20 protein-coding genes are annotated in these 24,083 nt (G+C 60.5%); 8 read left to right on the top strand and 12 right to left on the bottom strand.

Annotated features, from left to right (window positions below; all coding sequences use genetic code 11):
* Positions 1 to 3 precede the first annotated feature (3 nt).
* From nuoK to AB4N41_RS25035, 5 genes are all read left to right on the top strand, one after another.
* Positions 4 to 312 (top strand): NADH-quinone oxidoreductase subunit NuoK, encoded by a 309-nt coding sequence (nuoK, locus tag AB4N41_RS25015; protein WP_003180046.1) that lies wholly within the window; start codon positions 4 to 6, stop codon positions 310 to 312.
* The gene (nuoL, locus tag AB4N41_RS25020; protein ID WP_024013419.1) at positions 309 to 2,162 is read left to right on the top strand and encodes an NADH-quinone oxidoreductase subunit L; all 1,854 of its coding nucleotides are present in this window, start codon (positions 309 to 311) and stop codon (positions 2,160 to 2,162) included. The genes nuoK and nuoL overlap by 4 nt, the downstream gene beginning before the upstream one ends.
* A gap of 39 nt (positions 2,163 to 2,201) precedes the next feature.
* Positions 2,202 to 3,734: an NADH-quinone oxidoreductase subunit M gene (gene nuoM, locus AB4N41_RS25025; protein ID WP_016775285.1), complete on the top strand. Its 1,533-nt coding sequence runs from the start codon at positions 2,202 to 2,204 to the stop codon at positions 3,732 to 3,734.
* Between the two features lie 7 nt (positions 3,735 to 3,741).
* Positions 3,742 to 5,205 (top strand): NADH-quinone oxidoreductase subunit NuoN, encoded by a 1,464-nt coding sequence (nuoN, locus tag AB4N41_RS25030; RefSeq protein ID WP_024013420.1) that lies wholly within the window; start codon positions 3,742 to 3,744, stop codon positions 5,203 to 5,205.
* Positions 5,206 to 5,336: 131 nt separating this feature from the next.
* Positions 5,337 to 5,594, top strand: a complete 258-nt coding sequence (locus AB4N41_RS25035; protein WP_236168571.1) for a hypothetical protein — start codon at positions 5,337 to 5,339, stop codon at positions 5,592 to 5,594.
* 267 nt (positions 5,595 to 5,861) lie between these two features.
* On the opposite strand, the gene AB4N41_RS25040 is transcribed toward AB4N41_RS25035, so the two are convergent.
* The 6 genes from AB4N41_RS25040 to AB4N41_RS25065 are packed head-to-tail and all read right to left on the bottom strand — an operon-like array spanning position 5,862 to position 11,814.
* A complete protein-coding gene (locus AB4N41_RS25040) occupies positions 5,862 to 7,604 on the bottom strand; it encodes an ABC transporter substrate-binding protein (RefSeq protein WP_016775286.1) in 1,743 nt (580 codons plus the stop codon).
* Between the two features lie 47 nt (positions 7,605 to 7,651).
* Complete coding sequence (locus AB4N41_RS25045; RefSeq protein WP_038861868.1) at positions 7,652 to 7,924, bottom strand: DUF2160 domain-containing protein; 273 nt, start codon at positions 7,922 to 7,924, stop codon at positions 7,652 to 7,654.
* Positions 7,925 to 7,934: 10 nt separating this feature from the next.
* Positions 7,935 to 8,735 carry a carbohydrate ABC transporter permease gene (locus tag AB4N41_RS25050; protein ID WP_073471306.1) on the bottom strand — a complete coding sequence of 267 codons (801 nt, stop codon included), beginning with the start codon at positions 8,733 to 8,735 and terminating at the stop codon, positions 7,935 to 7,937.
* A gap of 9 nt (positions 8,736 to 8,744) precedes the next feature.
* Complete coding sequence (locus tag AB4N41_RS25055; protein WP_007912484.1) at positions 8,745 to 9,611, bottom strand: carbohydrate ABC transporter permease; 867 nt, start codon at positions 9,609 to 9,611, stop codon at positions 8,745 to 8,747.
* A complete protein-coding gene (locus AB4N41_RS25060) occupies positions 9,608 to 10,720 on the bottom strand; it encodes an ABC transporter ATP-binding protein (RefSeq protein ID WP_016775290.1) in 1,113 nt (370 codons plus the stop codon). Before AB4N41_RS25060 ends, AB4N41_RS25055 begins: the two co-directional genes overlap by 4 nt.
* Positions 10,720 to 11,814, bottom strand: coding sequence for an ABC transporter ATP-binding protein (locus AB4N41_RS25065; protein WP_016775291.1), 1,095 nt, complete (start codon positions 11,812 to 11,814; stop codon positions 10,720 to 10,722). The genes AB4N41_RS25060 and AB4N41_RS25065 overlap by 1 nt, the downstream gene beginning before the upstream one ends.
* A 384-nt stretch (positions 11,815 to 12,198) precedes the next feature.
* On the opposite strand from AB4N41_RS25065, the gene AB4N41_RS25070 reads away from it, so the two are divergent.
* Positions 12,199 to 14,034, top strand: coding sequence for a sigma-54-dependent Fis family transcriptional regulator (locus AB4N41_RS25070; RefSeq protein WP_252876569.1), 1,836 nt, complete (start codon positions 12,199 to 12,201; stop codon positions 14,032 to 14,034).
* A gap of 181 nt (positions 14,035 to 14,215) precedes the next feature.
* On the opposite strand, the gene cysS is transcribed toward AB4N41_RS25070, so the two are convergent.
* The gene (cysS, locus tag AB4N41_RS25075) at positions 14,216 to 15,598 is read right to left on the bottom strand and encodes a cysteine--tRNA ligase (RefSeq protein ID WP_460138162.1); all 1,383 of its coding nucleotides are present in this window, start codon (positions 15,596 to 15,598) and stop codon (positions 14,216 to 14,218) included.
* Between the two features lie 18 nt (positions 15,599 to 15,616).
* The gene (locus AB4N41_RS25080; protein WP_375122384.1) at positions 15,617 to 17,314 is read right to left on the bottom strand and encodes a glutamine--tRNA ligase/YqeY domain fusion protein; all 1,698 of its coding nucleotides are present in this window, start codon (positions 17,312 to 17,314) and stop codon (positions 15,617 to 15,619) included.
* 251 nt (positions 17,315 to 17,565) lie between these two features.
* On the opposite strand from AB4N41_RS25080, the gene AB4N41_RS25085 reads away from it, so the two are divergent.
* Both AB4N41_RS25085 and lpxH read left to right on the top strand, forming a co-directional pair.
* Positions 17,566 to 18,072 carry a peptidylprolyl isomerase gene (locus AB4N41_RS25085; RefSeq protein WP_150634928.1) on the top strand — a complete coding sequence of 169 codons (507 nt, stop codon included), beginning with the start codon at positions 17,566 to 17,568 and terminating at the stop codon, positions 18,070 to 18,072.
* Positions 18,069 to 18,815 carry a UDP-2,3-diacylglucosamine diphosphatase gene (gene lpxH / locus AB4N41_RS25090; RefSeq protein ID WP_252876571.1) on the top strand — a complete coding sequence of 249 codons (747 nt, stop codon included), beginning with the start codon at positions 18,069 to 18,071 and terminating at the stop codon, positions 18,813 to 18,815. Before AB4N41_RS25085 ends, lpxH begins: the two co-directional genes overlap by 4 nt.
* Before the next feature lie 180 nt (positions 18,816 to 18,995).
* Here lpxH and AB4N41_RS25095 read toward each other — a convergent pair whose 3' ends face one another.
* From AB4N41_RS25095 to AB4N41_RS25110, 4 genes are all read right to left on the bottom strand, one after another.
* The gene (locus AB4N41_RS25095; protein WP_310216934.1) at positions 18,996 to 20,525 is read right to left on the bottom strand and encodes a DHA2 family efflux MFS transporter permease subunit; all 1,530 of its coding nucleotides are present in this window, start codon (positions 20,523 to 20,525) and stop codon (positions 18,996 to 18,998) included.
* A gap of 238 nt (positions 20,526 to 20,763) precedes the next feature.
* On the bottom strand, positions 20,764 to 21,966 hold the full coding sequence (locus AB4N41_RS25100) for an HlyD family secretion protein (RefSeq protein ID WP_016775298.1): 1,203 nt from the start codon (positions 21,964 to 21,966) through the stop codon (positions 20,764 to 20,766).
* A gap of 15 nt (positions 21,967 to 21,981) precedes the next feature.
* Positions 21,982 to 23,451, bottom strand: coding sequence for an efflux transporter outer membrane subunit (locus AB4N41_RS25105; protein ID WP_252876572.1), 1,470 nt, complete (start codon positions 23,449 to 23,451; stop codon positions 21,982 to 21,984).
* Positions 23,441 to 23,923, bottom strand: coding sequence for a MarR family winged helix-turn-helix transcriptional regulator (locus AB4N41_RS25110; protein ID WP_016775300.1), 483 nt, complete (start codon positions 23,921 to 23,923; stop codon positions 23,441 to 23,443). The genes AB4N41_RS25105 and AB4N41_RS25110 overlap by 11 nt, the downstream gene beginning before the upstream one ends.
* Positions 23,924 to 24,083: the final 160 nt, after the last annotated feature.

Below are 24,083 nucleotides of genomic sequence, written 5' to 3' on the forward strand. Positions count from 1 at the left end.
GACATGCCTGCTATCCCTCTCGAACATGGACTGGCCGTCGCCGGCATCCTGTTCTGCCTTGGTCTGGTCGGCCTGATGGTCCGCCGCAACATTTTGTTCGTGTTGATGAGTCTGGAAGTGATGATGAACGCCTCTGCCCTGGCCTTCATCGTTGCGGGCGCCCGCTGGGCGCAGCCGGATGGACAGATCATGTTCATCCTGGTGATCAGCCTTGCCGCAGCCGAGGCCAGTATTGGCCTGGCGATCCTGCTGCAACTGTATCGCCGCTTCCACACGCTCGATATCGACGCTGCCAGTGAGATGCGCGGATGAACCTACTCTTTCTGACTTTCGTATTCCCTCTGATCGGGTTCCTGTTGCTGTCGTTCTCGCGCGGCCGCTTCTCGGAAAACCTCTCGGCGCTGATCGGTGTCGGTTCGATCGGCCTGTCGGCCATCGTCACCGCTTACGTGATCTGGCAATTCAACGTCGCGCCGCCGGAAGGTGGCGTGTACACCCAGGTGCTGTGGCGCTGGATGTCGGTGGAAGGTTTCCAGCCGAACTTCGCGCTGTACCTGGATGGCCTGTCGGTGACCATGCTCGGCGTGGTCGTCGGCGTCGGCTTCCTGATCCACCTGTTCGCGTCCTGGTACATGCGTGGCGAAGACGGTTACTCGCGCTTCTTCTCGTACACCAACCTGTTCATCGCCAGCATGCTGTTCCTGATCCTCGGCGATAACCTGCTGTTCATCTACTTCGGTTGGGAAGGCGTGGGCCTGTGCTCGTACCTGTTGATCGGTTTCTACTACAGCAACCGCAACAACGGTAACGCGGCACTCAAGGCGTTCATCGTCACCCGCATCGGCGACGTGTTCATGGCCATCGGCCTGTTCATCCTGTTCCAGCAACTGGGCACGTTGAACGTCCAGGAACTGCTGGTGCGTGCGCCGGAGCACTTCAAGGTCGGCGACTTCTGGATCGTTCTGGCAACCCTGATGCTGCTCGGCGGTGCTGTCGGCAAATCGGCGCAACTGCCGCTGCAAACCTGGCTCGCGGATGCGATGGCCGGCCCAACCCCGGTTTCGGCACTGATCCACGCCGCGACCATGGTCACCGCCGGTGTCTACCTGATTGCCCGTACCCACGGTCTGTTTGCGCTGGCGCCGGACATCCTGCACCTCGTCGGCATCGTCGGTGGCGTGACTCTGGTACTGGCCGGTTTCGCCGCGCTGGTGCAGACCGACATCAAACGTATCCTCGCCTACTCGACCATGAGCCAGATCGGCTACATGTTCCTGGCGCTGGGCGTTGGCGCATGGGAAGGCGCGATCTTCCACCTGATGACTCACGCCTTCTTCAAGGCCCTGCTGTTCCTTGCTTCCGGTGCGGTGATCGTTGCCTGCCACCACGAGCAGAACATCTTCAAGATGGGCGGTCTGTGGAAGAAACTGCCACTGGCCTACGCCAGCTTCATCGTCGGTGGTGCCGCGCTGGCCGCTCTGCCACTGGTTACCGCAGGCTTCTACTCCAAGGACGAAATCCTCTGGGAAGCGTTCGCCAGCGGTAACCAGGGTCTGCTTTACGCAGGTCTGGTCGGTGCGTTCATGACGTCGCTGTATACCTTCCGCCTGATCTTCATCGCGTTCCACGGTGAAGCCAAGACCGAAGCCCACGCCGGCCACGGCATTGCCCACTGGCTGCCATTGTCGGTGCTGATCGTGCTGTCGACTTTCGTCGGCGCGATGATCGTGCCACCGCTGCACGGCGTACTGCCGCAAAGCGTTGGCCATGCCGGTGGCGAAGCCAAGCACAGTCTGGAAATCGCCTCGGGCGCCATCGCCCTGGCCGGTATCCTGCTGGCAGCGCTGCTGTTCCTCGGCAAGCGTCGCTTCGTCACGGCAATTGCCAACAGCGGCATCGGCCGTTTCCTTTCGGCCTGGTGGTTCGCTGCCTGGGGCTTCGACTGGATCTACGACAAACTGTTCGTCAAGCCGTACCTTGCGATCAGCCATGTACTGCGCAAAGACCCGCTCGACCAGACCATCGGTCTGATCCCGCGTATGGCCAAGGGTGGTCACACTGCCCTGAGCCGCACCGAGACCGGTCAACTGCGTTGGTACGCCGCCTCGATGGCTGCTGGTGCCGTGCTGGTGATCGGCGCCATCGTGCTGGTAGCGGTCTGATATGAACCTTGCGAATTTGCGAAAGGAAACGAGCCCGTCATGATTCTGCCTTGGCTAATCCTGATCCCCTTCATCGGCGGCCTGCTGTGCTGGATGGGTGAGCGCTTCGGCGCCACCCTCCCGCGCTGGATTGCGCTGTTGACCATGACCCTGGAACTCGCGCTCGGCCTCTGGCTGTGGGCCCACGGTGACTATTCATTCGCACCGGCGCCGGGCGCCGATCCGACCTGGGCGCTTGAGTTCAAGCATGTCTGGATCCAGCGTTTCGGCATCAACGTGCACCTGGCCCTCGACGGCCTGTCGCTGTTGATGATCCTGCTGACCGGTCTGCTGGGTATCCTCTCCGTACTCTGCTCGTGGAAAGAGATTCAACGTCACGTTGGCTTCTTCCACCTGAACCTGATGTGGATCCTGGGCGGCGTCGTCGGCGTGTTCCTCGCCCTCGACCTGTTCATGTTCTTCTTCTTCTGGGAAATGATGCTGGTGCCGATGTACTTCCTCATCGCGCTCTGGGGTCACAGTTCTTCGGACGGCAAGAAAACCCGGATCTACGCAGCGACCAAGTTCTTCATCTTCACTCAGGCGTCCGGCCTGATCATGCTGGTGGCGATCCTCGGTCTGGTGCTGGTCAACTTCAACAACACCGGCGTGATCACCTTCAACTACGCCGACCTGTTGAAAACCAAGATGTCGATGACCACCGAGTACATTCTGATGCTCGGTTTCTTCATCGCTTTCGCGGTCAAGCTGCCCGTCGTACCGTTCCACTCCTGGCTGCCTGATGCTCACGCCCAGGCACCGACTGCCGGTTCCGTCGACCTCGCCGGTATCCTGCTGAAAACCGCTGCGTACGGTCTGCTGCGTTTCGCCCTGCCGCTGTTCCCGAACGCTTCGGCGGAGTTCGCGCCGATCGCCATGACCCTCGGTCTGATCGGGATCTTCTACGGCGCGTTCCTGGCGTTCGCACAAACCGACATCAAGCGTCTGATTGCCTTCTCTTCCGTTTCCCACATGGGCTTCGTGTTGATCGGCATCTACTCCGGCAGCCAACTGGCGCTGCAAGGTGCAGTGATCCAGATGCTGGCGCACGGTCTGTCGGCAGCGGCGCTGTTTATCCTCAGCGGTCAGTTGTACGAGCGTCTGCATACCCGTGACATGCGTGAGATGGGCGGTCTGTGGTCGCGTATCGCTTACCTGCCGGCGATCAGCCTGTTCTTCGCGGCGGCGTCGCTGGGCTTGCCGGGCACCGGTAACTTTGTCGGCGAGTTCCTGATCCTGATCGGTTCCTTCGCCAGCGCTCCATGGGTCACGGCGATTGCCACTTCCGGTCTGGTGTTCGGTTCGGTCTACTCGCTGATCATGATTCACCGTGCCTACTTCGGCCCGTCGAAATCCGACGCGGTGCTGCACGGCATGGACGCGCGCGAACTGATCATGGTGCTCGGTCTGGCGGTGTTGCTGATTTACCTCGGCGTCTACCCGCAACCGTTCCTCGACACCTCTGCCGCCACCATGCATGGCGTGCAGCAGTGGCTCGGCACCGCCTTCTCTCAACTCGCTTCGGCCCGGTAAGAGCGCTATGGAATTCACGATTCAACACTTTATTGCGCTTGCGCCACTGTTGATCACCAGCCTCACCATTATCGTGGTGATGCTGGCAATCGCCTGGCGCCGCAACCACTCGCAGACCTTCCTGATTTCGGTGGCGGGTCTGAACCTGGCCCTGCTGTCGATCCTGCCTGCGTTGAAAGTCGCGCCTCTGGCCGTCACCCCGTTGCTGCAGATCGACGCGTTTGCCTGTCTGTACATGGCGATGATCCTGGTCGCCACGCTCGCCTGCGTCACCCTCGCCCACGCTTATCTGGGTGATGGCGGTTCGGGCTACCCGGGCAACCGCGAAGAACTGTACCTGCTGATCCTGATGGCTGCCGCCGGTGGTCTGGTTTTGGTCAGCGCGCAGCACCTGGCCGGGTTGTTCATCGGTCTGGAACTGCTCTCGGTACCGGTCTACGGTCTGGTGGCTTACGCCTTCTTCAACAAGCGTTCGCTGGAAGCCGGCATCAAGTACATGGTGCTGTCGGCCGCCGGTTCCGCGTTCCTGCTGTTCGGTATGGCGCTGCTCTACGCAGACGCTGGTTCGCTGAGCTTCGTCGGCATCGGTCAGGCCCTGGCTGCAACCGGCCTGCCAAGCCCGCTGGCGCAACTGGGCCTGGGCATGATGCTGATCGGTCTGGCGTTCAAGCTGTCGCTGGTACCGTTCCACCTGTGGACGCCCGACGTCTACGAAGGTGCTCCGGCACCGGTGGCGGCGTTCCTCGCCACCGCTTCGAAGGTCGCGGTGTTTGCGGTGATGGTGCGTCTGTTCCAGCTCTCCCCTGCTGCCAGCAGTGGTGTGCTGAGCGATGTGCTCAGCGTTATCGCGGTCGCCTCGATCCTGTTCGGTAACCTGCTGGCCCTGACCCAGAGCAACCTCAAGCGTCTGCTCGGTTACTCGTCGATTGCGCACTTCGGCTATCTGCTGATCGCGCTGGTGGCGAGCAAGGGTCTGGCGGTGGAAGCCATCGGCGTCTATCTGGTGACTTATGTCATCACCAGCCTCGGCGCGTTCGGCGTGATCACCCTGATGTCCTCGCCGTACAACGGCCGCGACGCCGACGCGCTGTACGAGTACCGCGGCCTGTTCTGGCGCCGTCCGTACCTGACCGCCGTGCTGACCGTGATGATGCTGTCCCTGGCCGGCATCCCGCTGACCGCCGGCTTCATCGGCAAGTTCTACATCATCGCCAGCGGCGTCGAAACGCGTCAGTGGTGGCTGGTCGGCGCACTGGTACTGGGCAGCGCCATCGGCGTGTTCTACTACCTGCGCGTGATGGTCACCCTGTACCTGATCGAGCCAAACCTGCGTCGCCACGACGCCCAGCTGCACTGGGAACAGAAAGCAGGCGGCGTGATGCTGCTGGCCATCGCCCTGGTCGCATTCTTCCTGGGTGTGTACCCGCAGCCGTTGCTGGTGCTGGTACAACAGGCGGGTCTGGCGGGCTGATTGCTCGGCTGATCTGGCTGGAAATGGAAACGGCACCTTCGGGTGCCGTTTTTTGTGGGATTTAAGGCTGCGATCTTTTTGACCTTAAACGCTCTCTCCTTTTCAGGAATTTGCCTTCAAAGGAGTGAGCAATGGCTGATATAGCGCAGAAGGTAATTGCGGTTAAATTTGAGAATCACCTATCAAATGGAGATCCACGAACCATGAAGCGCAATATCATTTCAGAGTTGTCGGATGATTCAGGCACATTGACTGAGCAACGCCAAAGCGAAATAACCGAGGAGAAACCGCCGGTAAAACGTATTGGTTTAATGAAGGGCAGATACAAAACTTCCGATGACTTTGATGCACCACTGCCTGACGCCTTGCTGGACTCCTTCGAAAGCTAAAGCTACCGGTGGTTCCTTAATCCGTCATTTCTACAGATATCCCGCTTGGAGGTGAACCTGCCCGCAATGACGTCATGTCAGTTAAAAATGCGTCGGCTGACCCACCGCTTTCGCGAGCAGGCTCGCTCCCACAGGGACCTAAGGTGTCATCGGATGTTTTTGAGCAGACCTATCCATTGTGAGAGCGAGCCTGCTCGCGAAAGCGGCAGATCAGGCAGCAAAAAAAACGGCACCTTCCGGTGCCGTTCGCTTCTTACATTTCCAACATCATTTACGCGCATCCGCCCAGGATTTCAGCAGTTCGCTATAGCTCACCGTTTCGCCCTTCGGCTTCTCGTTAGCCAGTTTCGGCTTCGGTGCGCCCGGTTGATCGAACCAGTATTGCGCATCGCGTTCCGGGTTCATCTTCGGCGCGCAAGTGGCCTGGGCCTTGGAGCGTTCGAGGCGTTCCATGATGCGGTCCTGATCCTTGGCCAGGCCATCGAGCGCTTGTTGTGGGGTCTTCTCGCCGCTGGCGGCTTCGGCGATATGGCTCCACCACAGTTGCGCCAGACGCGGGTAGTCCGGCACGTTGGTGCCGGTCGGCGACCATTGCACGCGGGCCGGGCTGCGATAGAACTCGACCAGACCACCGAGTTTCGGCGCCAGATCGGTCATCGCCTGCGAGTTGATGTCCGACTCGCGAATAGGTGTCAGACCGACGATGGTTTTCTTCAGCGAAACAGTTTTCGAGGTCACGAACTGCGCGTACAGCCACGCCGCGAGTTTCTGTTTCTCAGGCGTGGATTTCATGAATGTCCACGACCCCACATCCTGATAGCCGAGCTTCATACCCTCTTCCCAATACGGGCCTTTAGGCGACGGCGCCATGCGCCATTTCGGCGTGCCGTCGGCGTTGACCACCGGCAGGCCGGGTTTGGTCATGTCGGCAGTAAACGCGGTGTACCAGAAAATCTGCTGGGCGATGTTGCCCTGCGAGGGCACCGGGCCGGACTCGGAGAAAGTCATGCCGGCCGCTTCCGGTGGCGCATATTTCTTCAGCCAGTCGACGTATTTGGTGGTGGCAAACACGGCCGCCGGGCCGTTGGTGTCGCCGCCACGGGTCACGCTTGAACCGACGGGATGACAGTCCTCGACGCGGATCCCCCACTCGTCCACCGGCAAGCCGTTGGGCAGTCCCTTGTCGCCGCCACCGGCCATGGAGAACCAGGCATCGGTGAAGCGCCAGCCCAGCGACGGGTCTTTCTTGCCGTAATCCATGTGGCCGTAGACGCGTTTGCCGTCGATTTCCTTGACGTCTTCGCTGAAGAATTTGGCGATGTCTTCATAGGCCGACCAGTTCACCGGCACGCCCAGCTCGTAACCGTACTTCTCCTTGAACTTGGCTTTCAGATCGGCGCGCTCGAACCAGTCGGCGCGGAACCAGTACAGGTTGGCGAATTGCTGGTCGGGCAGTTGATAGATCTTGCCGTCCGGTGCGGTGGTGAAGGAGATGCCGATGAAGTCCTTGATGTCGAGGGTCGGCGAAGTGAAGTTCTTGCCTTCGTTGGCCATCAGGTCGGTGATCGATTCGGTCTTGCCGTAGCGAAAGTGCGTGCCGATCAGGTCGGAGTCGTTGACCCAGCCGTCGTAGATGTTCTTGTCCGACTGCATCACCGTCTGCATTTTCTCGACCACGTCGCCTTCCTGCAGCAGGTCGTGGGTGAGTTTGATCCCGGTGATTTCGCTGAAGGCCTTGGCCAGCACCTTGGACTCGTATTCGTGGGTGGTCAGGGTTTCGGAAACGACCTTGATGTCCATGCCACGAAACGGCTCGGCGGCCTTGATGAACCACTTCAATTCTTCAAGCTGCTGTTCGGCCGTCAGGGTCGAGGGCTTGAACTCGCTGCCGATCCATTTTTTCGCAGCATCTTCGTAGGCGTCGGCCCAGGCAGATGCGCTCAAACCGCTGAGTGCCAGCATGGCTGCCAATGAAATGCTATGTCGCAGCTTATTGTTTTTATCGAACATAGAGACCTCCTGTTTAAGTTGTGGAGCCGCGTTGCCGAACGATTCGACTAGCCCCAACGCATCACAGCCAACAGCCACACCAGGGACAACGCGGACGCCACCCAGATGCTCCAGTCGGTGACGCCGATTACCAGCAAATGCAGGTAGGCGCTGCCGAGAAGACCGATAAACAAGCGATCGCCACGGGTGGTGGCAATCGGCAGAAACCCGCGCCGCAGAATGCTCGGCGAGCGCAATTCCCAGGTGGTCATGCCCACCAGAATCAGACCGATGCCGATGAAGAACGCGGCGGTCGGTGTCGTCCAGCTCATCCATTCCATCATCAGCTCCTCAGACTCGACCGAGGGCAAAGCCCTTGGCCACGTGGTTGCGCACAAACCAGATCACCAGCATCCCCGGCAGGATGGTCAATACCCCCGCCGCTGCCAGCACGCCCCAATCGATCCCCGATGCCGACACCGTGCGCGTCATCACTGCCGCAATCGGCTTGGCGTTGACCGAGGTCAGCGTGCGCGCCAGCAGCAGTTCGACCCAGGAAAACATGAAGCAGAAAAACGCCGTGACGCCGATACCGGAGCCGATCAACGGGATGAAAATCTTCACGAAGAACTTAGGGAAACTGTAGCCGTCGATGTAGGCCGTTTCGTCGATCTCCTTGGGCACGCCGGACATGAAACCTTCCAGAATCCACACCGCCAGCGGCACGTTGAACAAGCAGTGCGCCAAGGCTACGGCGATGTGCGTGTCGAACAGGCCGATCGACGAATACAACTGAAAGAACGGCAGCAAAAACACCGCCGGCGGCGCCATGCGATTGGTCAGCAGCCAGAAGAACAGGTGTTTGTCGCCGAGGAAACGATAGCGTGAAAACGCGTAAGCCGCCGGTAACGCCACGCTCAGGGAAATCACCGTGTTGAGGCTGACGTAATACAGCGAGTTCAGATAGCCGGTGTACCAGCTCGGATCGGTGAAGATCACCTTGTAGTTCGCCAGCGTGAATTCCTGTGGGAAAAGCGTCAGGCCGCCGAGGATTTCGGTGTTGCTCTTGAACGACATGTTCAGCAGCCAGTAGATCGGCACCAGCAGGAACAGGATGTACACCAGCAACGGAATAAGCTTTTTCTTGCTCATGGCCGGGCCTCAGCGGTTGGCGTCGGAGTGCGTCATGGCGGTATAGAACAGCCAGGACACCAACAGGATGATCAGGAAGTACACCAGCGAAAACGCCGCTGCCGGACCGAGGTCGAATTGCCCTACGGCCATCTGCGTCAACGTCTGACTCAAAAAGGTCGTGGCATTGCCCGGCCCGCCGCCGGTGAGCACGAACGGCTCGGTGTAGATCATGAAACTGTCCATGAAGCGCAGCATCACCGCGATCAGCAGCACGCTCTTCAGCTTGGGCAACTGAATGTGGCGGAACACTGCCCAGGCCGAGGCGCGATCGATCCGCGCCGCCTGGTAATACACGTCGGGAATCGCCCGCAAACCGGAGAAACACAGCAGCGCGACCAGCGAAGTCCAATGCCAGACGTCCATCACCAGCACCGTCACCCAGGCGTCCATGGTGTTGGCCGCGTAGTTGTAGCTGATGCCCATCGCGTTGAGGCTGGAACCGAGCAGCCCGATGTCGGCGCGGCCGAAGATCTGCCAGATGGTGCCGACCACGTTCCACGGAATCAGCAGCGGAATCGCCAGAATGATCAGCACCACCGAGGACCAGCGACCCTTGGTCGGCATGGTCAGCGCAACGGCGATGCCCAGCGGGATTTCAATCAGCAGCACGCAGGCTGAATAGATGAACTGGCGCAGCAACGAGTCGTGCAGACGCGGATCGAGCAGCACTTGCTTGTACCAGTCAGCGCCAACGAAGTAGCGGCTGGACTGGTCAAAGATGTCCTGCACCGAATAGTTGACCACGGTCATCATCGGGATCACCGCACTGAACGCCACCAGCAGGAACACCGGCAACACCAGCCACCAGGCCTTGTTGTTCTGCACTTTGTTCATGGCTGCGCCTCCTCGTCGCTGACTTCCAGGAGAAATTCATCGGCATAGACCATCAGCCATTGCGCCGGGAAACTGATGTAAGCCGTGCCCTGCGGCACCGGTTTGTCTTCGGCCAGACGCACCTTCAACGGCGCGCCGTCGAGGTTGAGAGTCATGATCTTGTAGGTGCCGAGGTCTTCGACGTGTACGACTTTTGCCTGCATCGCGTCGTCAAACGGCTCGTCCCACACGTGAATGAACTCGGGGCGGATGCCGACCTTGAGATTTTTCCACTGGCCGTGCTCGATATGGCGCTGCAAGGCGTCGGACAACGGCAGGTGCGTCGAGGCGAAACCGACGCCCCCGGGCTGCGGCTGCACCTCGATCAGATTCATCCCCGGGCTGCCGATGAAATAGCCGACAAAAGTGTGGCTCGGCCGCTCGAACAATTCCCGTGGCGTACCGAACTGGACGATCTGGCCGCCGTACATCACTGCGATCTTGTCGGCGAACGTCGAGGCTTCAAGTTGGTCGTGGGTGACGTAGACCATGGTGATGTTGAACTGCTCGTGGATCTGCTTGAGCTTGCGCCGCAGCTTCCACTTCAGGTGCGGGTCGATCACCGTCAGCGGCTCATCGAAGAGGATTGCCGAGACGTCATCGCGCACCAGTCCACGACCCATGGAGACTTTCTGCTTTTCGTCGGCGGTGAGATTGCGCGCCTTCTTGCTCAGCAGATTCTGCAGGTCGAGCACTTCGGCAATTTCCTGCACCTTGCTGTGCACTTTCGCCTCGGCCATGCCCTGATTGCGCAGCGGGAAAGCGAGGTTGTCGAACACGGTCATGGTGTCGTAGACCACCGGAAACTGGAAAACCTGGGCGATGTTGCGCTTCTCCGGCGTGAGGTCGTTGACCGCTTTGCCGTCAAACAACACGTGGCCCTGGGACGGGCTGAGCAGGCCGGAAATGATGTTGAGCAAGGTCGACTTGCCGCAACCGGACGGGCCGAGCAAAGCATAGGCGCCGCCCTGCTCCCAGACGTGATCCATCTCGCGGATCGCATAATCCTCCGCGCCGCTCGGGGTTTTGCTGTAGCTGTGGGCGAGGTGTTGCAAACGGATTTCGGCCATCAGGCAACCCTCGCGACACGCCGGCCCGGTGCTTGCACCAGACGGCCCTGCGCATCGAAAACGAACAGTTTGTGGGTCGGGATATAGATGCGGATCGGCGCATCGACGTCGTATTCATGAACACCCGGCAAGTGCAGCACCAGCAGGAAATGCTCGTTGCGCACATGCAGGAAGGTTTCCGAGCCGCTGATTTCGGCGACCTCGACGGTCACGGCCAGTTCGAGATCGTCATCGTTGCTCGGCACCAGCGAGATATGACTCGGGCGTACGCCGAAGCGGAACTCACCCTCGCCCACCGGGCGCAGATCGACGTTCAACGGAAAGTGGACGAAGTTGGCGAAGCTGACTTCGTTGCCGGCAATGCGTCCCGGCATCAGGTTGATCGGCGGTTCGGAGAACAATTCAGCGGCGAGCACCGACTGCGGCTGGTGATAGACCTCGGTCGACGGGCCGCTCTGAATCACCCGGCCTTCGTGCAGGATGGTCGTGGTGCCGCCGAGGGCCAGCGCTTCGTTGGGTTCGGTGGTGGCGTAAATGGCGATGGTGTGGCGCGCCTTGAACAGCTCGCGCATTTCCTGACGCAGCTCTTCGCGCAGCTTGTAGTCGAGGTTGACCAACGGCTCGTCGAAGAGGATCAGTTCAGCATCCTTGACCAGGGCGCGGGCCATGGCCGTGCGCTGTTGCTGCCCACCGGAGAGCTCCAGCGGATAGCGCTGCAAGAACTTCTCGATGCGCAGCATGCGTGCGGTTTCCTGCACCTTGCTGTGGATGATCTCTTTCGAGATGCCGGCCTGACGCAGTGGCGAGGCGATGTTCTCGAACACCGTCATGGTCGGGTAATTGATGAACTGCTGATAGACCATCGACACGTTGCGCAGCCGCACCGGGCGCTGGGTGACGTCGACACCGTTCATCAGCACGCGGCCGCTGTCGGGCTTGTCGAGGCCGGCCATCAGGCGCATGAGGCTGGTCTTGCCGGACAGGGTGCGCCCGAGCAGTACGTTGAAGGATCCGGGTTCGAATTTCAGGCACGCATCGTCGATCCAGATCTGGCCCTCGACGGTACGGCTGACGTGCTCCAGGGTGAGTGACATGGCTCGGCCTTTTTTATTTTTGGAGTCAAGCGACCGGAGCAACAGAGCGACATTCGTGCCAGAAATGGCAAGTGGTTGATTTGTCTTGAGAAGCAGTGTTTACGGGGGCAAGCGGCGTTCACAGCTGAACACTTTTGAACAGTCGGGGTGATTGACAATGAACAATAGTGAACAACACTCTATGCACGCTTTTGCCCAATCCTGAATGCAAAATGGATCCCCTGTGGGAGCGAGCCTGCTCGCGAAAGCGGTGTGTCATTCAATGAATCCATTGACTGAACCGACGCTTTCGCGAGCAGGCTCGCTCCCACATGGGGATTTGTGTAGTTTTGAAGATCGGGCTCATAACAATAATAAAATCGCTGCACTCAGAGGCTCGCCCCCATGGCCGCACCTGCTTCGCCGCTGTCCCACGACGCGATCGTCCAGACCTCCTGGCAACGTTGCCGCGCGTTCGGCCTCGACCACCAGAGCGCGCCGGCCTTCGATCAATTACCCGCCGCCGGCATTGCACGATTGCTCGACAGCCATCATTCGCTGGTGCAGACCACGCATCAGGAAGTCCTGCCCTACTACGAAAACATCCTCAGCAATTCCAACTGCCTGATCATGCTCGCCGACAATCAGGGCCAAGTGCTGACCTCGTGGGGCACGCAGCGCTTTATCGAACCGAATCTGGCCCGGGGCTTTCAGGCCGGGGCGAGCTGGATGGAGCGCAGCAGCGGCACCAATGCAATCGGCACCGCACTGGCCTGTGAGCAGGCTGTGCACATCGAACACGATGAACACTTCCTCAAGGCCAACCGCTTCATGACCGGCTCCGCCGCGCCGATTTTCGACGCCGAGCGCAAGGTCATCGCCGTGCTCGATGTCTCCAGCGACAGCTATCTGCCACCCTCGCACACTCTGGGCATGGTCAAGATGATGAGCCAGACCGTGGAAAACCGGCTGATCCTCAACCTGTTCCATGGCCAGCACTTTCAACTGACATTCAACACCGGGTTGAACAACCTCGACAGCCAGTGGGCCGGGTTGCTGATCTTCGATGAAAGCGGTCAAGTGCTGTCGGCCAATCGCCGCGCCGACAATTTGCTCGGTGTGCGTTTGTCGCGCGTCAGCGTTGAAAGCCTGTTCAAGGTGTCGCTGCTGGAGTTGATCAATCAGCCCGAGGGTCTGCCGTTTGCCCTGCAGACCTCTGGACGCAACCGTTTCCAGTGTTTGCTGAAACGGCCGAAACAGGCACCGGTGCAGGCGCGAGTGTTTGTCGCCGAGGACAAGCCTGCGCCAGCCAGCGTGATCAGCCTCAACACGCTGCATTTCGGCGACAGCCGTGTGGAAAAAGCCGTGCGCCAGGCCGAGCGTTTGCTGGAGAAAGACATTCCGCTACTGATTCACGGTGAAACCGGCGTCGGCAAGGAAGTGTTCGTCAAAGCCTTGCACCAAGCCAGCTCCCGGCAAAAACAGGCATTCATCGCGGTGAACTGTGCAGCGATCCCCGCTGAACTGGTCGAGTCTGAGTTGTTCGGTTACGAGAAAGGCGCGTTCACCGGGGCCAACCAGAAAGGCAGCATCGGCCTGATCCGCAAAGCCGACAAAGGCACGCTGTTTCTCGATGAGATCGGTGACATGCCGCTGCCAACTCAGGCGCGTTTGTTGCGTGTGTTGCAGGAGCGTTGCGTGCAGCCGGTGGGCAGTAGCGAGTTGTTTCCGGTGGACTTGCGGATCATTTCCGCGACCAACCGTTCGTTGCGCGAGCAGGTGCAACTGGGCCGTTTCCGCGAAGACTTGTACTACCGCATCGGCGGCCTGACCCTGGAGCTGCCACCGTTACGCGAACGCAGTGACAAGCAGGCGCTGTTCAAACGGCTGTGGGAGCAACATCGCGAGCCAACGCAATGGGCGGGGCTGAGCCCGGAGGTGTTGGAGCTGTTTGAAAAGCATCCGTGGCCGGGGAATTTGCGTCAGGTCAGCAGCGTGATGCAGGTGGCGCTGGCCATGGCCGAGGAACAACCAGTGCGACCGGAGCATTTGCCGGATGATTTTTTTGTCGATCTGGAGATGGAGCCGGTGGAAACAGCGGCGCCGCTGGGGCTGGATTTGAATGATGTTGAGGCGTTGAATCGCGAGTTGAAGGCGGCCGGGGGGAATATTTCGCATCTGGCGCGGCGGCTGGGGGTTAGCCGCAATACGCTTTACAAGCGGTTGCGGCAGGCTGAATGACAAGTTGTCTGGACGGGCCTCTTCGCGAGCAGGCTCGCTCCCACAGGGGATCGATCGTTCCCACGCTCCGCGTGGGAATGCAGCCCGGGACGCTCCGCGTCCCTACAGAGCCGAACGCGGAGCGTCCGTTGAGGCATTCCCACGCAGAGCGTGGGAACGATCATGGTAGGGGCTCTGGGCCTCAGTCAGCCAGACGCCAGGTAGTCCCACCCTTGCCGTCTTCCAGCACGACACCCATCGCCGTCAACTGATCACGGATACGATCGGACTCAGCCCAATCCTTACTCGCCCGAGCCGCCAGACGCGCCGCAATCAGCGCATCAACCTCAGCCGCATCGACCCGCCCCTCAGCGCCCGCCTGCAGGAAGTCATCGGCCTCAAGTTGCAACACGCCCAGCACACTCGCCAGTTCCTTCAGACGTGCCGCCAGCCCCGCCGCTGCATCAAGATCGCTCTCGCGCAGACGGTTGATCTCGCGCACCATCTCGAACAGCACAGCGCACGCTTCAGGGGTGCCGAAGTCGTCGTTCATCACCGTGGTGAAACGCTCGACAAACGCTTCGCCACCGGCCGGCGCCACGCTCGGCAGGCCTTTCAGCGCATGGTAGAAACGCTCCAGTGCGCCCTTGGCGTCCTTGAGGTTGTCTTCCGAATAGTTGATCGCGCTGCGGTAGTGGCTCGAGACCAACAGGTAACGCACCACTTCCGGGTGGTACTTGTCGAGCACGTCGCGGATGGTGAAGAAGTTGTTCAAGGACTTGGACATCTTCTCGCCATTGATGCGAATCATCCCGCAATGCATCCACGCGTTGGCGTAGGTCTTGCCGGTGGCCGCTTCGCTCTGGGCGATTTCGTTTTCGTGGTGCGGGAACTCCAGGTCGCTGCCGCCGCCATGAATGTCGAAAGTCTCACCGAGGCAGCAGGTCGACATCACCGAGCACTCGATGTGCCAGCCCGGACGTCCGGCGCCCCATGGCGATTCCCAGCTCGGCTCGCCCGGCTTGGCGGCTTTCCACAGGACGAAGTCGAGCGGGTCTTGTTTCGACTCATCGACTTCGATACGTGCGCCGATGCGCAGGTCTTCGATCTTCTTGCGCGACAGCTTGCCGTAGCCCATGAACCTGGCGACGCGGTAGTACACGTCGCCATTGCCCGGCGCGTAGGCGTAGCCCTTGTCGATCAGGGTCTGGATCATCGCGTGCATGCCGGCGATGTGATCGGTGGCGCGCGGTTCCATGTCCGGCTTCTGGATGTTCAGGCGCGCTTCGTCTTCGTGCATCGCGGCGATCATGCGCTCGGTCAGCGCTTCGAACGATTCACCGTTCTCGCGGGCGCGATTGATGATCTTGTCGTCGATGTCGGTGATGTTGCGCACGTAGGTCAGGTCATAACCGCTGAAGCGCAGCCAGCGTGTCACCAGGTCGAACGCGACCATGCTGCGGCCGTGGCCGAGGTGGCAGTAGTCGTACACGGTCATCCCGCAGACGTACATGCGCACCTTGTTGCCATCCAGCGGCTTGAAGACTTCTTTGCTCTTGGTGAGCGTGTTGTAGATCGTTAGCACGTTAGTTCCTTGACTCACTCACTGGCCCCACGAATCACGCAGGGTCACGGTACGGTTGAATACCGGCTGACCGGGTTTCGAGTCCTTGAGGTCCGCGACGAAGTAGCCTTCGCGCTCGAACTGGAAACGGTCTTCCGGCTGTGCGTTGCCGAGCGATGGCTCGGCGCGACAACCGGTCAGCACTTGCAGCGAGTCAGGGTTGATGTTGTCGAGGAAGCTGGCGCTGTCTTCGGCCTTCTCCGGGTTCGGCGAACGGAACAGGCGATCGTACAGACGTACTTCGCACTCGACGCTGGCGGCGGCCGGCACCCAGTGGATCACGCCTTTGACCTTGCGCCCTTCCGGGTTCTTGCCCAGGGTATCCGGGTCGTACGAGCAACGCAGTTCGACGATGTTGCCGTCGGCGTCCTTGATCGCTTCGTCGGCGCGGATCACGTAGCTGCCGCGCAGACGCACTTCACCGGCCGGTTCCAGGCGCTTGTAGCCCTTCGGCGGTTCTTCCATGAAGTCTTCACGGTCGATGTAGATTTCCCGGGCGAACGGCAGCGCGCGCACGCCCATGTCTTCTTTCGGGTGGCGTGGCAGTTCGAGTTTTTCGACCTGGCCTTCCGGGTAGTTGGTGATGACCACTTTCAGCGGACGCAGCACGCACATGGCGCGCGGGGCGCTGTGGTCGAGGTCGTCACGGATGCTGAATTCGAGCATGCCGAAATCGACCACGCCGTCGGACCGGTTGGTGCCGATCATTTCGCAGAAGTTGCGGATCGATTTCGGCGTGTAGCCACGGCGGCGGAAGCCCGACAGCGTGGACATGCGCGGATCGTCCCAGCCGTTGACGTGCTTCTCGTCAACCAGTTGCTTGAGCTTGCGCTTGCTGGTGATCGTGTAGTTCAGGTTCAGACGGCTGAACTCGTACTGGCGCGGGTTCGCCGGCACCGGCAGGTTCTCCAGGAACCACTCGTACAGCGGACGATGGCTTTCGAACTCAAGGGTGCAGATCGAATGCGTGATGCCTTCGATGGCGTCCGACTGACCGTGGGTGAAGTCGTAGTTCGGGTAGATGCACCACTTGTCGCCGGTCTGGTGGTGATGGGCGTGGCGAATGCGATACATGATCGGGTCGCGCAGGTTCATGTTCGGCGAGGCCATGTCGATCTTCGCCCGCAGCACGCGCGCGCCGTCAGGGAATTCACCGGCCTTCATGCGCGCGAAAAGGTCGAGGTTTTCCTCAACCGAACGGTCACGGAACGGGCTGTTCTTGCCCGGCTCGGTCAGGCTGCCACGGTATTCCTTGGCCTGTTCCGGGGTCAGGTCGTCGACGTAGGCCTTGCCGGCCTTGATCAGCTCGACGGCCCAGTCGTGCAACTGGTCGAAATACTGCGAGGCGTAGCGCACTTCACCGGACCATTCGAAGCCCAGCCATTTGACGTCGCTTTCGATGGCGTCGATGTATTCCTGATCTTCCTTGGCCGGGTTGGTGTCGTCGAAACGCAGGTGCGTGACGCCACCGAACTCCTGGGCCAGGCCGAAGTTGACGCAGATCGACTTGGCGTGGCCGATGTGCAGGTAGCCGTTGGGCTCCGGCGGAAAGCGAGTCACGATCTGGGTGTGCTTGCCCGAGTCCAGGTCTGCCTGGATGATCGGCCGCAGGAAGTTGACCGGCACGGCAGGGCCGGACTTGGCATTCGAGGTAGGGTCGACAGTGGGCTTGCTCATAGGATCCTTGACGTACAGGTGCGCGGCCGCAAAGAGGGGCCAGACAAAACAAAGCCGCTATCATAGCCGATGCTGTCAAGGGCCTGACAGAGCAGCTCTTATAAAGGCACGCATTTAATCGCCGGGAAATGAAAAACCGCCTCGAAATTCGCGCCTGTCACGCTAAACTGCGCACCTTGGCCGAAGCAGGCTGAACCGGTTGTGGGGCTAAAGGTCCCAGAACCACGAATTCCCTATGAAGAGTAATGACCATGACTCAAGTCAAACTGACCACCAACCATGGCGACATCGTCATCGAACTGAACGCTGAAAAGGCGCCGATCACCGTTGCCAACTTCATCGAGTACGTCAACGCCGGTCACTACACCAACACCGTATTCCACCGCGTCATCGGTAACTTCATGATCCAGGGCGGCGGTTTCGAGCCTGGCATGAAAGAAAAGAAAGACAAGCGCCCAAGCATCCAGAACGAAGCGGACAACGGTCTCTCCAACGACAAATACACCGTCGCCATGGCCCGCACCATGGAGCCGCATTCGGCTTCGGCGCAGTTCTTCATCAACGTCGCCGACAACACCTTCCTCAACCACAGCGGCAAGACCACTCAGGGCTGGGGCTACGCGGTATTCGGTAAAGTGACCGCCGGCACCGACGTTGTCGACAAGATCAAAGGCGTGTCGACCACTTCCAAGTCCGGCCACCAGGACGTACCCGCAGACGACGTGATCATCGAGAAAGCCGAGATCATCGCAGCGTGATATTGCTGATTTCAGACTTGCATCTGGAAGAGGAGCGCCCGGACATTACCCGGGCGTTTCTGGATTTGCTCGCCGGACGCGCCCGCTCGGCGAGTGCGTTGTACATCCTCGGCGACTTCTTCGAGGCGTGGATTGGCGACGACGCCATGACGCCCTTTCAGCGTTCCATCTGCCAAGCCCTGCGCGATTTGAGCGACAGCGGCACGGCCATATTCCTGATGCACGGCAATCGCGACTTCATGCTCGGCAAGGCCTTCTGCAAACAGGCCGGCTGCACATTGCTGAAGGACCCGAGTGTCGTGCAGTTCTACGGCGAGCCGGTGCTGCTGATGCACGGCGACAGCCTGTGCACCCGCGACGTTGGCTACATGAAGCTGCGCCGCTACCTGCGCAACCCGATTACCCTGTTCATCCTCCGTCACCTGCCACTGCGCAGCCGCCATAAACTGGCGCGCAAGCTACGCAGCGAAAGCCGCGCACAGACGCGGATGAAGGCCAATGACATCGTCGATGTCACCCCGGAAGAGATTCCGCGAGTGATGCACGAATTCGGCGTGAAAACCCTGATCCACGGCCATACCCATCGCCCGGCAATTCACAAGTTGCAGCTGGGTGAACAAGCGGCGAAGCGGATTGTGCTGGGGGATTGGGATCGTCAGGGTTGGGCGTTGCAGGTGGATGAGAGCGGGTATGCCTTGGCGCCGTTCGATTTCGCCCCGCCGCTGGCATTGCCGCACGGCTGAAGAGCTTTACCCCCTCACCCCAGCCCTCTCCCCCAGGGGGGCGAGGGGGAAAGGGAGCTGATCGCATGCAGTTCAAAACCTGAGTTCGACTCGGTATCGCAAGTCGATGTACCTCGAACATGCACCGCGGTCAGTCCCCTCTCCCCTCCGGGAGAGGGTTAGGGTGAGGGGCTCTTGATTCTAGTGCCCCGAAGCTGCCGGCCCGGCCTTGGCGGCAAACGGCGGTTTCGCCAGCCATACAATCAAAATCAGCCCCATGAATCCCCACCCTAGCAACGTGAAGTAATCCACGGTCGAAAGCATGTACGCCTGGCTGGTGAGGATCTGGTCCATCTGCGCATACGCCGACTGGCTCGCCCCACCCAACTGATTCAAGGTCTCGCGGGTGGCAGGCTCAAACGTGCTGATGCTCTCGCTCATATACGCATGATGCTGATCGGCCCGGCGAATCCAGATCCAGGTGGTCAGCGACGCCGCAAAGCTGCCGCCCAATGTCCGCAGGAACGTCGCCAGGCCTGCGCCATCAGCGATCTGGCTCGGCGGCAAGTCCGACATCAGAATACTCAGGGTCGGCATGAAGAACAGCGCCACACCGATACCCATGAACAACTGCACCAGCGCAATGTGCTGGAAGTCGACTTCGTTGGTGAACTCGGCACGCATGAAGCAGCTCAGACCGATCGCCAGAAACGCAATCCCGGCGAGCAGGCGCAGGTCGAATTTATGCGCGTACTTGCCGACAAACGGCGAAAGCACCACCGGCAGAATCCCGATCGGCGCCACGGCAAGTCCCGCCCAGGTCGCGGTGTAGCCCATTTGCGTCTGCAACCACTGCGGCAGGATCAGGTTGATGCCGAAGAACCCGGCGTAACCCAAGACCAGCACCAGCGTGCCGATGCGGAAGTTGCGATGGGCGAACAGGCGCAGGTTGACCACCGGATGGCGGTCGGTCATTTCCCAGATCACGAACACCGCCAGCGCGACCACGGAAATCGCCGCGCCGACGATGATGAAGTTCGATTCGAACCAGTCCAGGTCATTGCCCTTGTCGAGGATCACCTGCAACGCGCCGACGCCAATGATCAGGGTGATCAGGCCGACGTAATCCATCGGCTGGCGACTGGTCACCACCGGCCGTTTCGCCAGTTGCGAACGCACCACCATCACCGCAAAGATGCCGATCGGTACGTTGATGAAGAAGATCCACGGCCAGCTGTAACTGTCGGTGATCCAGCCGCCGAGAATCGGCCCGGCAATCGGCGCGACCACCGTGACCATCGCCAGCAATGCCAGGGCCATCCCGCGTTTCGCCGGCGGATACACCGCGATCAACAGGGTCTGCGTCATCGGGTACAGCGGCCCGGCCACCAGGCCTTGCAGCACACGAAAGCCGATCAGCTCAGGCATCGAAGTGGAGATACCGCAGAGAAACGACGCCAGCACAAACAGCATCGTCGCCCACAGAAACAGCTTCACCTCACCGAAGCGGCGGCTGAGCCAACCGGTCAGCGGCAGCGCAATCGCGTTGCTCACGGCAAACGAAGTGATGACCCAGGTGCCCTGCTCCGAACTCACCCCGAGGTTGCCGGAAATCGTCGGCAGCGCCACGTTGGCGATGGTCGTGTCGAGCACTTGCATGAACGTCGCCAGCGACAGGCCGATGGTGCTGAGCAACAGGCTGGGCGGCGTGAAAGAAGCGTTATTGCTCATTGTGAATCCTATGAAACCTGATGGTCGCTGCGGTCTGATGAACACAGCAGGCCCTGTGGTAACAGGCCCTTGTGGCGAGGGGATTTATCCCCGCTGGGTCGCGAAGCGGCCCCTCTTTTGGCTCAGGAAAAACGGGCCTGCTGCGCAGTCCAGCGGGGATAAATCCCCTCGCCACAGATAAATCCCCTCGCCACAGATAACCGCTCACCACAGAGCCTACTTCTGATCCGGTGTGCTCTCAGCGCTGCGCGGTCTTGCCTGCTGCTGCGCTGTTGTCGTGAATCAACTGGGCAATCATCGCGTCCGCTTCGGCCAGTTGGCGCTCGTAGACGTTGGTGCTGAACGAGGCCTTTTGCGGCGGTTGCTGGGCCAGCACCGGGCCGCTCTGGTCGTGCAGATTGACCTCGACATTGGTCGACAGACCGACACGCAGCGGGTGCTTGGCCAGCTCTTCGGCATTGATGTGGATACGCACCGGCACACGCTGAACAATCTTGATCCAGTTACCGGTGGCGTTCTGTGCCGGCAGCAGAGCAAACGCGCTACCCGTACCGGCACCGAGGCTGTCGACGGTGCCGCTGTATTTCACGTCGCTGCCATAAATATCGGCCTCGATATCGACAGGCTGACCGATGCGCATGTCACGCAGTTGGGTTTCCTTGAAGTTGGCATCGATCCACAGCTGATCCAGCGGAATCACCGCCATCAACGCGGTGCCCGGCTGCACGCGCTGACCGAGTTGCACGGTGCGCTTGGCGACGTAACCGGTGACCGGCGCGATCAAGGTGCTGCGCGCATTGGTCAGGTAGGCCTGACGCAGATCGGCAGCCGCCGACATTACGTCCGGATGGGACGAGACCACGGTGTCGTCGACCAGTGCGCTGGTGGTTTTCAGTTGCTGTTTGGCGTTAGCCAAGGCGTTCTGCGCCGAGGTCAGGTCGTCGCGGGCGTGGGACAGCTCTTCCTGGGAAATCGCCCCGCCTTGGGCGAGATTTTTCCGTCGGTTGTAGTTGTCCTGGGCTTTCTGCACTTCGGCCTGCTGCGCGTTGACCTGCGCTTTCATGCCGTCGACGTTGCTGTACAAACCGCGCACCTGACGCACGGTGCGGGCGAGTTTGGCCTTGGCACTTTGCAGGCCGACTTCGGCATCGTTGGGGTCGAAGTTGACCAGCACCTGGCCTTCCTGGACCAGATCACCGTCGTCAGCGCCGATGCTGACCACGGTGCCGGTGACCAGCGGCGTGATCTCCACGACGTTGCCATTGACGTAGGCATCGTCGGTGCTTTCGTTAAAGCGCCCGATGAACTCGTGATAGGCCCAGACGCCGGCAATGGCGAGCAGGACGACCACGGCGAGGGCCAGCAGCATCACCTTGCGTTTGCGCGGGTTGCCGGTGTCCGGGGTGTTGTCTTGAGCTTGGGTGTTTTCGGCAGTGGCCATGACAAATACCTTGAATTATGGGTGCGACGAGGCGGGGCTGGCGTTGGCTGCGCTCAGGTTTTCACCCTGAAAGCCGCCGCCCAGCGCTTGCATCAGTTGAATCGACAGGTCGATCTGCTCGGCATTGAGGGTCGCCAGCTGACGCTGTGCCTGGAGCAATTGCTGCTCGATGCTGAGCACGTCCAGGTAGTTGCCGATGCCGGAACCGTAACGCTGGACGACGGTGTTGTAAGAATCCTGAGCGATGTCGGTGGCATGTTGCTGCGCGCCGATCTGCCGGCCGATATCGCGTAACTGATTGATCGTATCGCCGACATCGCCCAGGGCTTTGACCAGACTCTTGTTGTACTGCGCCACCGCCAGATCGTAATCGGCGTCGCGGGCATCAAGGTTGGCGCGCAGGCGGCCGCCATCGAAAATCGGCAGCGATACGGTCGGCGCGATGTTGAAGAAACGGCTGGCCGAACCGAACATCGCATCACCCAGCAACGACTCGGCGCCGGCCGAGGCCGACAGGTTGAGGTTGGGATAGAAGCGGGTTTTCGCCGCATCGATGTCTTTGCTCGCCGCCTCGACCCGCCAGCGCGCCGCGACCAGATCCGGGCGGCGGCCGAGCAGTTCCGCTGGCAACACCGAGGGCACCGCCACGGCGCTGGCTTGCAGAACTTTCGGTCGAGCGATTTCGTTGCCACGATCCGGGCCTTTGCCGAGCAATACCGCCAAGGCAATCTTCGCGCTGTTCAGGCGTTTTTCCGCGTCGATCAGGCTGGCCTGAGAACTGGCTTCCAGACTCTGGGTTTGCTGGAACTGGTACTGGCTATCGATCCCCGAACTCAAGCGGCGCTGACTGAGGTCGAGCATTTGCCGGGTGCGCTTGAGGTCTTCGCTGGCAAGGTCGTAAACGATGTGCGCCTGACCGAGATCGCTGTACGCACGGGCGACGTCAGCGGCAAGTGTCAACTGCGCCGCCTGACGGTCGACTTCAGCAGCGCGCGCCTCGCCGAGTGCGGCTTCCCAGGCATCGCGCTGGCCGCCCCACAAATCGAAGTTGTAATTGAAGCCGGCGCTGACATTGCGCACCGTCGCGTAAGCCCCGCCCTGCCCGCGCGGATCCTGGTCACGAGCCAGCCGCGAACGGCTGATGCCGGCGCTGGCGTCGAGGGTCGGATAACGTTCGGCATCGGCGGCATAGGCGGCGGCACTGGCCTGATGGGCGCGGGCTGCGGCGATCTGCATGTCCGGGCTGTCGTGCAGGGCTTCGCGGATCAGGCCGTCGAGTTGCGGATCGCCGAGGCTGCTCCACCAATCGCTTTTCGGCCACGCCGCTGGCGACAGGGTGACGCCGTCGAGAGACTGCGATGTCTTCAGGCTCTTCGCGTCGAGGCGCTGGCCTTCGGTGTCGAGGCCGCTGTAATTGGCGCAACCGGCGAGGATCATCGCCGACAACAGCAGCGTCAGACTGCTGCGCAAAGTGTTAGCGCTCATTGTGATCACCTAGACGCTGGATGGTGATCGGGTCACCGGCGGCCAGCAGGATTTTCTTCAGGATGTATTCCAGGGTTTTCAGCTCTTCGCGGGAGATCGCGCCGGCCAGTTCATTCATCGCATCGGCACCGATGTGCGGCAGGCGATCAGCCAGTTGCTGGCCCTGCTCGGTCAGTTTCAACTGCACCTGACGCCGGTCGCCTTCGCTGCGCTGACGAAGCAGAAAAGCCTTCTGCTCGAGGCGATCGAGCATGCGCGTCATCGACCCGCTGTCCAGCGACAGATGGCGGCACAGCTCGGCCGGGGTGTCGACGCCGAACTGGGCCATGATGATCAACACCTTGAACTGCGCGGCGGTGATGCCGTGGGGTTCCATGTGGGTATCGATGATCCGGTCCTTGAGCAACGCGGCACGACCGAGCAACAGGCCGAGGTGGCAATGTTTGAATTCTTCCGGGGTGAAATGCTTCATGGGTCGACCTGATGACTGCCTAGGCAGTGAATGTATGTCGAGATGTTACTGCTTAGGCAGCGAATGTCAACGCAATAGTTAGGGGGCTTTGTAATTAATCACTGACCGGCCACGCGGGATCGTTCCCACGCTCCGCGTGGGAATGCAGCCGGGGACGCTC

The organism is Pseudomonas sp. S2_A10, from assembly GCF_054668465.1.